11 protein-coding genes and 1 tRNA gene are annotated in these 13,885 nt (G+C 32.2%); 9 read left to right on the top strand and 3 right to left on the bottom strand.

All coding sequences use genetic code 11. From position 1 onward, the window contains the following. The first annotated feature begins 85 nt into the window (after positions 1-85). Positions 86-159: transfer RNA gene (locus ACJDT4_RS21570), tRNA-Cys, on the top strand. 67 nt (positions 160-226) lie between these two features. On the opposite strand, the gene ACJDT4_RS21565 is transcribed toward ACJDT4_RS21570, so the two are convergent. Both ACJDT4_RS21565 and ACJDT4_RS21560 read right to left on the bottom strand, forming a co-directional pair. Then, a complete protein-coding gene (locus ACJDT4_RS21565; protein ID WP_406789673.1) occupies positions 227-649 on the bottom strand; it encodes a DUF2000 domain-containing protein in 423 nt (140 codons plus the stop codon). 84 nt (positions 650-733) lie between these two features. After that, positions 734-1,558 (bottom strand): helix-turn-helix domain-containing protein, encoded by an 825-nt coding sequence (locus ACJDT4_RS21560; RefSeq protein ID WP_406789672.1) that lies wholly within the window; start codon positions 1,556-1,558, stop codon positions 734-736. Between the two features lie 532 nt (positions 1,559-2,090). Here ACJDT4_RS21560 and ACJDT4_RS21555 point away from each other — a divergent pair. The 8 genes from ACJDT4_RS21555 (at position 2,091) to ACJDT4_RS21520 (ending at position 12,485) form a co-directional block, all read left to right on the top strand. Then, the gene (locus tag ACJDT4_RS21555; RefSeq protein ID WP_406789671.1) at positions 2,091-3,473 is read left to right on the top strand and encodes a sugar porter family MFS transporter; all 1,383 of its coding nucleotides are present in this window, start codon (positions 2,091-2,093) and stop codon (positions 3,471-3,473) included. Between the two features lie 155 nt (positions 3,474-3,628). After that, complete coding sequence (locus tag ACJDT4_RS21550; RefSeq protein WP_406789675.1) at positions 3,629-4,357, top strand: IMP cyclohydrolase; 729 nt, start codon at positions 3,629-3,631, stop codon at positions 4,355-4,357. Positions 4,358-4,558: 201 nt separating this feature from the next. Beyond that, a complete protein-coding gene (locus tag ACJDT4_RS21545) occupies positions 4,559-5,236 on the top strand; it encodes a manganese catalase family protein (RefSeq protein ID WP_406789670.1) in 678 nt (225 codons plus the stop codon). 206 nt (positions 5,237-5,442) lie between these two features. Beyond that, the gene (locus ACJDT4_RS21540) at positions 5,443-7,071 is read left to right on the top strand and encodes a peptidoglycan recognition protein family protein (protein ID WP_406789669.1); all 1,629 of its coding nucleotides are present in this window, start codon (positions 5,443-5,445) and stop codon (positions 7,069-7,071) included. A 146-nt stretch (positions 7,072-7,217) separates the two neighbouring features. Beyond that, a complete protein-coding gene (locus ACJDT4_RS21535; RefSeq protein WP_406789668.1) occupies positions 7,218-9,170 on the top strand; it encodes a peptidoglycan recognition protein family protein in 1,953 nt (650 codons plus the stop codon). Positions 9,171-9,205: 35 nt separating this feature from the next. Next, positions 9,206-9,661: a C40 family peptidase gene (locus ACJDT4_RS21530; protein WP_406789667.1), complete on the top strand. Its 456-nt coding sequence runs from the start codon at positions 9,206-9,208 to the stop codon at positions 9,659-9,661. Between the two features lie 93 nt (positions 9,662-9,754). After that, the gene (locus ACJDT4_RS21525; protein ID WP_406789666.1) at positions 9,755-11,545 is read left to right on the top strand and encodes a bifunctional homocysteine S-methyltransferase/methylenetetrahydrofolate reductase; all 1,791 of its coding nucleotides are present in this window, start codon (positions 9,755-9,757) and stop codon (positions 11,543-11,545) included. Positions 11,546-11,558: 13 nt separating this feature from the next. Beyond that, complete coding sequence (locus tag ACJDT4_RS21520) at positions 11,559-12,485, top strand: leucine-rich repeat domain-containing protein (protein WP_406789665.1); 927 nt, start codon at positions 11,559-11,561, stop codon at positions 12,483-12,485. A gap of 139 nt (positions 12,486-12,624) precedes the next feature. Here ACJDT4_RS21520 and ACJDT4_RS21515 read toward each other — a convergent pair whose 3' ends face one another. Next, positions 12,625-13,542: a S66 peptidase family protein gene (locus tag ACJDT4_RS21515; RefSeq protein ID WP_406789664.1), complete on the bottom strand. Its 918-nt coding sequence runs from the start codon at positions 13,540-13,542 to the stop codon at positions 12,625-12,627. Positions 13,543-13,885 lie beyond the last annotated feature (343 nt).

Genomic DNA, 13,885 nt, shown 5'->3' with positions numbered 1-13,885 from the left:
ACGAAGGTTAAGAACTAATACGCCGATGGTAGTGCAGGGGAGGCCCTGTGTGAGAGTAGGACGTTGCCGGGTAATTTTATTTTATGGCGCTATAGCCAAGTGGTAAGGCAGAGGTCTGCAAAACCTTTACCCCCAGTTCAAATCTGGGTGGCGCCTCCATAAAGTAAAAGTAGTCTAACTGCTGATTTTTTAGTAGATAGGCTACTTTTTTTATTTATAATATCTATTATCTTAATAAAGGCATGCTACCTGTTAGACTATTAATTTTTTTCTTATTACCATAAATAGCAATGCCGAAATAATTATGTTCCTCTTCTGATATTTTTGATACTTTTTCTACATATTCACTGTAAACATTACAACTTTGTGCTATATCTGAAAAATCTACTACAATAATGTCTTCAAAATTATGAGTATATAATTTCTCTCTTAATTTCTTAAGCAGTTCTCTACTTCCTTTTAAAATTGGAACAGGTATTTTAATAATACCTAAATGATTGTTATTTGAAGCGTCATGCACATTTTCACCAACTATACTCGGAATATTTTTCCCTAATGTGATACCTAAAATAGCAGCTGTATTTGCAATAACGCCAAGTGGAAGATTTTCATCTATTATAATTACACATTTCATATTTTGTTCATCCATTTCATTTTCTCCTTTACTTTAAAGCTTATTTTGCTTTGAGAAATAAACAATCCTGCTAGAGGAAAATATAATTTATTTAAGCTTTTATTTATTATTTGGATTAAAGATATTCATATATTGTTTTGGTGTTAGACCAATAAATTTTTTAAAAAAATTTGAAAAATGGCTTTGATCACTAAAACCTGTTTTTAAAGCAACATCAATAGGTGGTACATGTTTTTCTAATAGTTTTTTCGCATTATTAATACGAATAGTTTCTAAATAATTATATGGTGAAATACCCTTTTGTTTAGTAAATGAGTGTAATAAGTAATATTTGCTTAGTCCTGTTAGTTCACTTAAAGTGTTAAGACTAATATTTTTTGTATAATTTTTTTCTAAAAATTCGCAAACTGTTTTTATCTCTGTACTGGGTACTGATGTTTCTATAAATAAAGCTGGTTCAGTATATTCTTCAATTAGCTGCTTTATTAAGAAGAAGAGTATTTCTTCTTTTTTGAAATCCTTTGTCTCTTTCATTATCATAAGATGAAGTTCTTTCAGTGAAAAGATTGAATCACTATGAAAAATTATGTGTTGATTAAAATAAGGCAGACATTCTTTACCAGTTATTTCGTATACTATTTTACTCATGATTTGTGGTTGTATGTTAATGCACCTATAATCCAAAGTTTTATTATCAATTTGAGTACAAGTATGATTATCATTAGGATTAAAAAGTATTAAATCGCCTGTCCCGATTGTATACTCTTTATTTTTACATGATAAATATCGGCGTCCATTTTCAATAAAGCCAATTACATAATATTCATGAAAGTGGTTTGGAAATTTTTGTTTAATACCTTTAAAAGTATAAGCTTCTATATTTAAGTCTATATCAAAACGAACAGTTCTGGTTTCATTTTTCATTTATGTTCCTCCTTTCATTCAATGTTTCTATAAGAATATCACAAATAAGTATTATAGTTCTTGTATCATATTGCTTAAATTAAATTTTTGAGTTTAAAAAGTTTATGTGTACACATAACAGATGATTTTTGATAGTAATATATAATTGATCAATTAAAATCGATTTGTGAAATTCACTTCCAATATGCTACTTTGCTTTAATTATCATATATTTTAGATGAAATATAAAGTTTTAATGGTTTGCTATCATTTTAATATTACTTTATAAAGTGTATTGAAAATGTTTACTTGAAGTGTTATACTAAAGTTGTTAAAAATAAATTATAAGGAATTTAGTTCCAACGGCATATTATTTTATATATAACTAGTTATATATGTGCACAGAAAACGTTTAATAAAAATATCCATGTAATCGATTAGAATAATTATAAAGATTAGTATCGATTTCAAAACAAGCAATCAATAAGGAAGGTGACAATACATTATTACAAACATGCTTAAATGTATAAGCTGCAACTAATAAAATTAGGGGATGATTTTAATGAAAATAAAAATTAATAGTTTTTTAGTATATGTTTTTGGGGCACTTAGTGGACTCTTATTTGGATATGATACAGGAGTTATTTCAGGAGCTATTTTGTTTATTCAAAAGCAAATGCATCTTGATTCCTGGCAGCAAGGGTGGGTTGTTAGTGCTGTGCTGTTAGGTGCAGTTCTTGGTGCTGCAATTATTGGACCGATGTCTGATAAATATGGACGTAAAAAGTTAATTTTATTGGCATCTGTGATTTTCCTTGTTGGTGCGCTTGGTTCGGCTTTTTCACCAGAAATTTGGACATTGATTTTATCACGTATTGTTCTTGGAATGGCAGTTGGTGCTTCCTCAGCGTTAATTCCAACCTATTTGGCAGAATTATCACCTGCTGAAAAACGTGGTTCTATGTCAAGTTTGTTTCAGTTGATGGTAATGAGCGGTATTTTGCTAGCATATATAACTAATTATACTTTTTCAGGATTTTACACTGGTTGGCGTTGGATGTTAGGCTTTGCAGCAATCCCAGCAGCTATTCTTTTCTTAGGTGGACTTGTATTACCTGAAAGCCCACGTTTCTTGGTTAAGGTTGGACAATCTGATGAAGCACGTGAAGTTTTGTCACAAATGAATAAACATAATGAGAGTGCTGTTAACAATGAACTTGTTGAAATCAAAAGACAAGCTGAAATAAAAAGTGGTGGAGTTAAAGAACTATTTGGTAAACTTGTTAGACCAGCATTAATTATTGGTATTGGTTTAGCTATTTTTCAGCAAATCATGGGATGTAATACAGTTCTTTATTATGCACCAACTATATTTACTGATGTTGGGTTTGGTGTTCAGGCAGCTTTACTTGCACATATTGGAATTGGAATATTCAATGTTATTGTTACAGCTGTAGCTGTAGTTATTATGGATAAGATTGATCGTAAAAAGATGTTGGTTTATGGTGCCATTGGAATGGGCGTTTCATTACTAATAATGAGTTTTTCAATGAAATTTTCCCATGGATCATTTACAGCTTCAATTATATGTGTTGTTGCATTAACGGTCTATATTGCATTCTTCTCAGCTACATGGGGACCTGTAATGTGGGTTATGATTGGTGAGGTATTTCCATTAAACATTCGTGGCTTAGGTAATTCTTTTAGCAGTGTTATTAACTGGGCCGCCAATATGCTTGTGTCTTTAACATTTCCAACATTATTGAATTTCTTTGGTACAGGTAGTTTGTTCATAGGTTATGGAGTTATTTGTTTTGCTGCAATTTGGTTTGTACACTCTATGGTATTTGAAACACGTAATCGTTCTCTTGAGGAAATTGAGGCTACACTTCGTGCTCATTCCGATAAAAATCATGATCAGAACTTATGTAGTTAAGGTTTAATGTAAAGGAGCTGTTTCATTAATAATTTTGATGAGACAGCTCCTTTTTGTATATAATGCTAATTATTATTTGTAGTGTTTCTAAATAGTGTAGTATAATTTATTTAGTTTATATAAACTGAAACAAGTGCAGGAGGAGTAGATTGGATATGAGTTTAGAAGAAATATCGTTAAATAATGAAAAAAGATTATCGCAAAAGAAATATCCTGGCAGGGGAATAGTAATAGGAATGACGCCAGATGGAAAAAATTATGTTCAAGTTTATTGGATTATGGGAAGAAGCGAAAATAGCCGTAATAGAATTTTTGAGCTTGAAGGGAATTCAGTAAAAACAAAAGCTTTTGACATTAAAAAATTGAAAGATCCAAGTCTTATTATATACTATCCTGTAAAAGCTGTTAAAGGCTATCATATTGTTACTAATGGCGACCAAACAGATACAATTTATGATTATATTGAGAGTGGAAAGACATTTAAAGAAGCTTTAGATACAAGAGAATTTGAACCAGATCCTCCTAATTATACACCGAGAATTTCTGGATACATAGATTGTACATCGGAGAAGGCAACATATGGCTTATCTATATTAAAAACCATAGAAAATAATCAAGAATTTTCACAGAAAAATTATTTTTATTATAACAATTTTATAAATGGCTTTGGTCATTGTATTCATACATATAATGAAGACGGTAATCCTATTCCTTCATTTTCGGGAGAACCATATATAGTTGGGATTAATAATGATATTGAAGAAAATGCAAGACATTTTTGGAGTTTATTAAATGAAGACAACAAGGTCTCATTATTAGTAAAATACATAAGTGTTGATGACAAGAAAGTTCAATTTAAGCTTATAAATAAAGCTATGCTTTAAACAAAAGTTGAAGCAGTGCCAGCTGGAGAAAAACCTAAACTAGTTTATATTGAGCAGTTAATTCTATAATGCTATTTTGAAATAAAAATTAAAGATAAATTTATTTACCGCCATAGTTAATTAATTGAAGCGTGTTAATGTATAAATAGTAATTGTTAAGTATAAAATACACGTGAAGTTAAAATTGTGGAGGTGTGAAATTTGTTTAAACACGAAAAGCCATTATTAAATAATATACAAGTAAAGGTTGAAGGACCTAATCCTCAATATGCAGTTCTTATGCAGGAACAGCTAGGTGGAGCAAATGGAGAACTAAAGGCAGCACTTCAATATTTGTCTCAAAGTTTTAGAGTAAAGGATCAGGCAATAAAGGATTTGTTTTTAGATATTGGTACAGAAGAGCTTAGTCATATGGAGATTGTTGCCGAAACTATAAATCTACTAAATGGGCATAAAGTAAACCATGAGGCAGTAGGAAGTGGCGAAATTGAAAGTCATGTGCTTGGTGGATTAGCTCCAGTTTTAATGAATTCCTCTGGAGAACCTTGGACTGCAAATTATGTAACAGTTACAGGTGATCTTGTGGCAGATTTACTTTCAAACATAGCTTCTGAGCAAAGAGCAAAGGTAGTATATGAATATTTATATCGCCAAATTAAGGATAGAGAAGTAAGAAACACAATTGATTTTTTATTGAATCGTGAAGAGGCTCACAATGCTTTATTTAGAGAAGCTTTAAATAAAGTAAAGGATACTGGCTCTAATAAAGATTTTGGCGTAACAAATGATTCTAAGTTGTATTTTGATTTATCAACACCAGGAAGGTATTTTAATGATCCTAATCCTACGGAACCAAGCTTTTCTAATCCTAGAAGATAAGGCTTTGCAAGATTTCGCTTAAAAACTAGCCTGCACTAGAAATTTTTAGTGCAGGCTAGTTTTTTTATGGTTATGAAGAAAATTAAGATTTTATGGGATATTTTTGTGGTATAATGAAAAATTTGCTTTAGGACTGTAACAAATGAACGATAAATAAACTGATATTATACCTAAAATTATGTCTTAATACTAATGGAGTTGATAAAATGATAAAAAAGAAATTATCAGTGTTGATGTTAGCGGTTTCAATTTTTACTGTAAGTACTCTTGGTCCATTAAAATTTGTACAAGCAGTAACAATTCAGAAGCAGTATATAAACAATAATAGAAGTTATGAAAACTTACAACCAATTGGGGTAGTAATACATGATACTGATGAGCCAGGAGGAACGGCTCAAAATAATAGAGATTATATTAATAGGGATGCTAGTGCTAAATCATCGGCACATTATTTTGTTGATTGGAATGAAATTATTCAGACTATACCTGAAAACGAAGTGGCATGGCATGCAGGGCCTACAGCCAATCATAAGTATTTAGCTGTGGAGATGTGTGTTCCATATGGACAGGATATTCAGAAGTTTAATCAAGTATATAAAAATACAGTGGATTTAGTAGCAGCAATATGCAAAAAATATGGCTGGAGTTCTAAAAATATTTATAGCCATAATTGGGTATCGCAAACTTACCATGAAACAGATCATACAGATCCTATACAGTATTTGAATCAGTATGGCAAGGCTTGGAGCGATTTGGTTAATGATATTCAAAAGCAAATTGATGGGACAAATTCTAGTGGTAATAATACTACACCAACTCAGAATCCAAGCGGTGATATATCAGAGCTCAAGAGTATATTGAATAAGAATGGATATGGAAACTTAACCATTGACAATGCATTAAATTCAGCGACAATAGCAGCATGTCCACTTTTAAAAGGTGGTTCTAATGGAGATGTAGTAAAGTGGATTCAAAAAAGGTTTGGGATAAGTGCTGATGGAATATTTGGAAGCGACACTAAACAGGCAGTCATAAATTTTCAAAAAGCAAATGGACTTGATGCAGATGGTGTAATTGGAAAGATGACCTGGACAAAATTATTAAGTGCAGCGGTACAGAATAGTACTGGAAGCAATAACACAGGTGGAAATAATAGTACAACCGGTAATACTACTCCAGCTCAAAATGGCAGTGGCAGTGTAGCAGAACTACAAACTATATTGAATAATAATGGATATGCACATTTAACAGTTAATAATTATCCGGGGGCAGATACTATAGCAGCATGTCCAGTGACTCAAGTGGGTTCTAAGGGAGATGTAGTAAAATGGGTTCAAAAGAGATTAGGAATAAGTGCCGATGGAATATTTGGAAATAATACTAAGCAGGCAGTTATAAGCTTTCAAAAAGTAAATGCACTTGGAGCAGATGGTGTAATTGGAAAAATGACTTGGACAAAATTATTAAATCAGGCAAGTCAAACTACAGCTAATACAGGCAGTGGCTCTACAACAAATAACAATAATAATTCTACACCTACACAAAATGTAGCAGGCGATGTAGCAGATTTGCAGACAATACTTAACAAAAACGGGTATGGAAAATTAACTGTAGATAACGAAGCTGGGCCAGCAACAATAGCAGCATGTCCAGTAATTCAAGTTGGTTCAAGTGGAGACATAGTAAAATGGATTCAAAAGAAACTAGGATTAAATGCTGATGGAATATTTGGAAATGGTACTAAACAAGCAGTTATAAATTTTCAAAGGACAAATGGACTTGGGGCAGATGGTGTAATTGGAAAAGCGACCTGGACAAAATTATTAGGGGCATAAAATGTAATGTTGATGTAACAATATTGTAAAATTATTGAACAATAGCACTATTTATGTTAAGTTAGATATGAATAACACGAAGTATAAAATGACAATTATTATTGTAAAAGTCTATGTTTTTTACATGACAGTATGGAGATGAGTTAATGTTAAGAAAAAAGATTATGGTGCTAATCTTATCAGTTGTAATTATTGCTACAAGCAATATTTTTGTTACACCAAACTATGTACAAGCAGTAACAATTAAAAAAGAATACATAAATAATAATAGACCAGGTACAAGCTTGCAGCCGGTTGGTATAGTAATACATGCTACCGATGAACCTGGAGGCACAGCACAAAATAATAGAGACTATTTTAACAGAGATGCAAGTGCACAAGCTTCAGCACATTATTTTGTTGATTGGAATGAAGCTATTCAAACTATTCCTGAAAACGAGGTAGCTTGGCACGCAGGACCTACAGCAAATCATAAGTTTTTAAGTGTTGAGATGTGTGAACCTTATGCAGGTAATCAAAGCGAATTTAATCAAGTATACGAAAATACAGTAGAGCTGGTATCCTCAATATGTAAGAGATATGGCTGGGGAGCCAGTGATATTCACAGTCATAAATGGGTATCAGAAACCTATGGTGAAACAGACCATACAGATCCTATAGAATACCTAAGTGAATATGGAAAATCATGGGACAAGCTAGTAAGTGACATTCAAAATGCAATAAATGGTACAAGCTCTGGCAATAATTCCGGTGGTGATTCTGGCAATAATCAACCACCACAAAATCCAAGTGGAAGTATATCAGATTTGCAAACAATTCTTAATAATAATGGATATGGTCATTTGACTGTAGATAATCAGCCAGGTGCAGCAACCATAGCAGCATGTCCACTTTTAAGGAATGGCTCTAGTGGAGACGTAGTAAAATGGGTTCAAAAGAGATTAGGAATAAGTGCTGATGGAATATTTGGAAATGATACTAAACAAGCAGTAATTAATTTTCAAAAGACGAATGGACTTGATGCAGATGGTATAATTGGTAAGATGACTTGGACAAAATTATTAAGCGCAGCGAATGGAAATACAACTAATCCAAGCGGTGGAAATACTCAGCCAACGCAGAATGTAAGTGGCGATGTAGCAGATTTGCAAACAATACTTAATAACAGTGGATATGGTCATTTAACAGTTGATAATGAAGTAGGACCAGCAACCATAGCAGCATGCCCACTTTTAGAAAATGGTTCTAAGGGAGACGTAGTAAAATGGGTTCAAAAGAAACTAGGATTAAATGCCGATGGAATATTTGGAAATGATACTAAGCAAGCAGTGATTAATTTTCAAAAGACAAATGGACTTGATGCAGATGGCGAGATTGGCAAGATGACCTGGACAAAATTACTCACAAGCAAAAGCGGCAATAGTACTACTGGTGGAAGTACTACAGGTGGCAGTGGTCAAACAACACCACAAGTTCCTAGCGGTAGTGTAGGAGAATTACAAACGATACTCAATAAGAATGGAAGCAATTTGACAGTAAATAACGAGGCAGATGCAGCAACCATAGCAGCATGCCCACTTTTGAGAAATGGCTCTAGTGGAGACGTAGTAAAATGGGTTCAAAAGAGATTAGGAATAAGTGCTGATGGAATATTTGGAAATGATACTAAACAAGCAGTAATTAATTTTCAAAAGACGAATGGACTTGATGCAGATGGTGAGATTGGCAAAGCAACTTGGACAAAATTATTAAATGCAGCAAATGGAAATACAACTAATCCAACCGGTGGAAATACTCAGCCAACAAAAAATGTAAGTGGTGATGTAGCAGATTTACAAACAATACTTAATAACAGTGGATATGGTCATTTAACAGTTGATAACGAGGTAGGACCAGCAACCATAGCGGCATGTCCACTTTTGAAAAATGGTTCTAGTGGAGATGTAGTAAAATGGGTTCAAAAGAAATTGGGAATAGGTGCAGACGGAATATTTGGAAGTGGAACTAAACAGGCAGTGATAAATTTCCAAAGGGCCAATGGACTTGATGCAGATGGTATAATTGGCAAAGGAACCTGGACAAAATTGCTATCTAAATAGAATTTATAAATATTATATGGATGGAGTGCATTTACATGAATAAAGTAAAAAAGATTAGTACTATTTTGATTATATTTATGCTACTTCTAAGTAATTTTAATGCAGTTAAGGTTAAGGCTAACACAGTAAGTGATAATGGACAAGGAATTGTGATGTACTCAAAAATGTTTTTAGGGATACCGTATTTAAATGGTGGTATAACACCAGCAGGATTTGATTGCTCAGGTTTTGTTCAGTATGTGTATGCACATTTTGGAGTAAATTTACCAAGAACAACTTATGATCAAGTTAATGTTGGAACGAGGATTAGTAAAGCCGATTTAAAACCTGGCGATATTGTTTTTTTTGGTTCAGAGAGCAATGTGTATCATGATGGTATATATATAGGTGGAGGGAGATTTATACATTCACCTAGATCTGGACAATTAATAAGAATCGAATATTTAAAGTACATGGATTTTTATACTGGAGTTAGAATAACTGGAAAATAGCATAAGGATAAGTGGGATTTTCATCTTTTAGATATTCAATATGTATGATAGAATATACATAAATTTAGTATTGAATTAATGGAGAGATAATTTATGAATATATTTGAATATTTAAAAGATAAATTTCTTATTACTGATGGAGCTATGGGAACTTATTATTCCAAAATAACAGGAGATAATAAGTCGTTTTGCGAGTTCGCTAATCTAGATAATGCCGATACAATAAAAAATATACATAGAGAGTATATTGATGCGGGTGCCAAGCTTATCAGGACGAATACTTTTTCTGCTAATTCTATAACACTTGAAGTTTCTAGAGAAGAAATTAGAAATATTATAAAGAAAGGTTATGAAATAGCAAAAGAAGCTGCTAAGGGAAAAAATGTATTTGTAGCAGCTGATATTGGTCCGATAAACATATCAGGAATAGATAAAACAACTGAAGATGTGTATGATGAGTACAAATTTATAGTTGATACCTTTATTAGTGATGGTGCAGATATATTTGTATTTGAAACTCTAAGTAATTTGGATTGCCTAAAGGAAATTGCAGAATATATTAAAGAAAAAAATAAATCAGCTTTTGTACTAACACAATTTGCTGTAATGCAGGATGGTTATACAAGAGATGGTGTAAGTATAAACGGAATTGTAAGCAAAATAAAGGATATTAAAGCAGTAGATGCATTTGGTTTTAACTGTGGTTCTGGACCAGCACATTTATACAGCATGCTTAAAAAATTAAATGTGTACAAGGATAATATTATATCGACTCTTCCAAATGCGGGATATCCTGAAATAGTAAATGAAAGAATGGTATACATTGATAATCCTGAGTATTTTTCGGACAAGATGTTATCTATAAAAAAGCTTGGAGCGAAGATAATCGGAGGCTGCTGCGGAACTACTCCAAGGCATATAAGGGAATTAAGTTATAAATTAAAATTAGATGGCTCAAAGGTGATTTTAAAGGCTTCGGATGAAAGTAAAATTATAAGAAAGTTTAGTAAAGCTAACAATAATTTTATAGAAAAGCTTAAGGATAATAAATTTCCATTAGTGGTTGAATTAGATCCTCCTACAAATACTGTAATGGACAAAATTATGCATTGTGCTGAAATATGTAAAGAAAACAACATAGATTTAGTTACAGTTGCAGATTCGCCAATGTCGAAGGTTAGAGTTGATTCTATCGTAATTGCTTCCAAGATAAAAAGAGAAATAGGCATAGATGTAATGCCGCATATATGCTGTAGAGATAAAAACGTCAATGCTATAAGATCAAGTATACTCGCAGCGAATATAGAAGGAATAAGAAATATACTTGCTGTAACGGGTGATCCTGTTTCAGGGGCTGAAGAAATAAAGGCTAAAAGTGTGTTTAATTTAAATTCTTTTAGACTTATAGAGCTTATATCAGAAATGAATAAAGAGATTTTTAATGGGGACGAAATAAGTATTGGTGGAGCCTTAAACTTAAATGTGGCAAATAAGAATTCAGAGATATCTAGGATGAATAAAAAGCTGTCAAATGGTGCTGGATTTTTTTTAACTCAGCCTATTTTTGAAGATGAAACCATAGAATTTCTATCAAACTTTAAAAGAGAAGGCAAGGTCAAGATTCTAGGTGGGATTATGCCTCTTGTAAGTTATAAGAATGCTCAATTTATAAACAATGAGCTTCCGGGAGTTAGCATACCTCAAAAGTATGTAGATAGATTTCATGTGGATATGACTAGAGAAGAAGCTGAAAAAGTAGGTATAGAGATAGCTGTTGAGATTATCAATAAAATAAAAAACTATGTTGACGGGTTGTATCTTGTCACCCCATTTAATAGAATTGAAATGATAGTTAAGATAATAAAAGCGTCTATAACTAAATAAGGAGGGGATTTTGATGAAAAAATATAAGATTTTATTTGTGTTTATTTTCTTTTCGATGTTTTTAAGTTTTAATGCAAAGGCTGAAGTTTTTAAAGATAATCAGACGGTTGATAAATATAAAAACTGGACAATAACCTTTACAAAGCCTGTACAAATAAACGATAATACAAAGCAGAGCATATATGTGTTTGATAAAGTCACTAATGTTAATGCAAATGTAGTATTAAAATTAACAAATAATAATAAGAGTATAGAAGTTGATGCGCCTGATGGAGGATATGATCCGGGTGAGTCATACTGCTTAAATATAACAGAGGATATGAAAGCTCAGGACAATACACAAATTAAAAATCCACTTACATTAACCTTTTCAATTGCACAGGACAGCACGACTGCTCCAGCGGCATTTAAGGATGCAAATTTAGAAAAAGCGGTAAGAAGAGTAATTGGCAAGGAAACTGGTGATTTAACTCAAAGTGATTTTGATAAGGTAACTACACTTGCTGCTATAGATGCAAATATAAAGGATCTTGGTGGAATTGAAAATCTAAGAAATTTAAATGAAATTTTTCTTGGAGGTAATCAATTAACGAGTATTGCTCCACTTGGAAAGTTAACTAAGCTTGAAAATGTTAATTTAAGCGGATGCCAAATTGGAGATATAAGTCCTTTAGCGTCAAATCCTAATCTGCAGTTTTTGTTTTTAAGTAACAATAATATTACTGATATAACTCCACTTGCAAAGTTAATCAACATTCAATATTTGTCTTTGGATGGCAATGAGATTGGGGATGTTAGTACACTTTTGAAGCTAACAAATTTAACTAACCTTGATATTTCGGGGAATCCTATTAAAGATACATCACCTTTAAAGACCTTGAGTTCGCAACTGAAGGTAAAAGATTTTGATATAGATTCTTCAGGAAATGTTGTATTTTAATTTGAATATTTATGTAGAGCAGGATAGGGCTAATTTTCTAATATTGTAGAAAATTAGCCCTATTTTTATTTTGTTTTTTGCAGCAAGTTTCAATCAGTTGGCAATGGACAATTGGTAGTTAAGGATGGTTTAGCTTTATCTATAGCACTACTGGTTCCAAAATTTTAATTATACGATTATCGCAGTCAAGTTCTGCCTTAGCCCCTATTGGCAGTGTGAGCTTTGGATAATCATGTCCACTCATAAAGTTTGAAATAGTTGGTTTATTTAAAGATAAGATTCTATCTTCTATAACCTCTTCAAGCCTTAAGCTTCTTTCATAATGAGGAAGCGTACAGTTTTTAAATTGCCCAAGTATAAAGCCGCTGCATTTTTGAAGCTTTCCACATAAAAGAAGATGTGTTAGCATTCTATCTATGGAATATGGCTCTTCATGAACGTCTTCTATAAAAAGTATATTGTTTTCAAAGCTAACTTCATAGGGAGTTCCTATAGTATTATTTATAAGTGACAGATTACCGCCTACTATATTTCCAGAAGCTTTGCCGGGTACTTCACATTTCATATTGATTTCTGATGGATTTTCTATTGTATAACTTTTATTTTCTTTCATAAGAGTATCTAAAAAGGACTTTAAAGTATGTTTGTCCTCTAAATTTGAACTTGCCATTGGTCCGTGAAAAGTTATAAGACCTGTTTTGGTGAAGAAGGTATTTAAATAAGTTGTTATATCACTGAAACCAACAAATATTTTGGGATTGTTTTTTATTATGTCAAAATTTATATATGGAAGGGTTCTCATAGAACCGTATCCACCTCTCATGCATAGAATAATGTCTACATCTTTATCAAGAAACATATCCATAATATCCTCTGCTCTATCTTTATCTGTTCCTGCAAGATATCCCCATTTATCATAAATGTGCTTTCCTGTTTTAATTTTAAAGCCTAGTTTTATAAGATAGTCTATTCCTTTCTTTATTGCTTCTGGTTTTTCTGGACTTGATGGTGAAACTATTCCTATGGTATCACCATAATTTAATTTTTTACCTATCAAAAAATCACCTTCTATATTTATATAATTTAGAAATTGCAAACGCCAAATGTATACTCATGGATGAGTTAAGGGTGGATTTACCTTTTGTTTCACTTAGGTAAATCTCAAAACTTATATATTTTCAGCTTTGCTGAATAAAATATATTGTGCAATTGAGTTTGAATTTCATTTATTGTTATCGCATAAAGATTAATCTTCACTATATTAGTTCCAGAATTACATGGCTACGCCCAAACCCCTAGAATATAAAAAGACTAATATATAATTCATGAAGTCAAATGGGGCTAAAGCCCCAAACCCCTAGAAGTTAAATAAGACTGATATATAGCTCCAGAATCACATG

The sequence above is a fragment of the Clostridium neuense genome (genome assembly GCF_045310695.1).
In the GTDB taxonomy this organism is placed as follows: domain Bacteria; phylum Bacillota; class Clostridia; order Clostridiales; family Clostridiaceae; genus Clostridium_S; species Clostridium_S neuense.
Note: the sequence above shows the minus strand (reverse complement) of the source record. Positions and strands in the feature narration are given on the sequence as shown.

Bases quoted from the DNA above. Each gene is read 5' to 3' on its own strand.
- ACJDT4_RS21565 (WP_406789673.1), bottom strand. From the start codon at position 649: ATGGATGAACAAAATATGAAATGTGTAATTATAATAGATGAAAATCTT.
- ACJDT4_RS21560 (WP_406789672.1), bottom strand. From the start codon at position 1,558: ATGAAAAATGAAACCAGAACTGTTCGTTTTGATATAGACTTAAATATA.
- ACJDT4_RS21555 (WP_406789671.1), top strand. From the start codon at position 2,091: ATGATTTTAATGAAAATAAAAATTAATAGTTTTTTAGTATATGTTTTT.
- ACJDT4_RS21550 (WP_406789675.1), top strand. From the start codon at position 3,629: ATGAGTTTAGAAGAAATATCGTTAAATAATGAAAAAAGATTATCGCAA.
- ACJDT4_RS21540 (WP_406789669.1), top strand. From the start codon at position 5,443: ATGATAAAAAAGAAATTATCAGTGTTGATGTTAGCGGTTTCAATTTTT.
- ACJDT4_RS21535 (WP_406789668.1), top strand. From the start codon at position 7,218: ATGTTAAGAAAAAAGATTATGGTGCTAATCTTATCAGTTGTAATTATT.
- ACJDT4_RS21530 (WP_406789667.1), top strand. From the start codon at position 9,206: ATGAATAAAGTAAAAAAGATTAGTACTATTTTGATTATATTTATGCTA.
- ACJDT4_RS21525 (WP_406789666.1), top strand. From the start codon at position 9,755: ATGAATATATTTGAATATTTAAAAGATAAATTTCTTATTACTGATGGA.
- ACJDT4_RS21520 (WP_406789665.1), top strand. From the start codon at position 11,559: ATGAAAAAATATAAGATTTTATTTGTGTTTATTTTCTTTTCGATGTTT.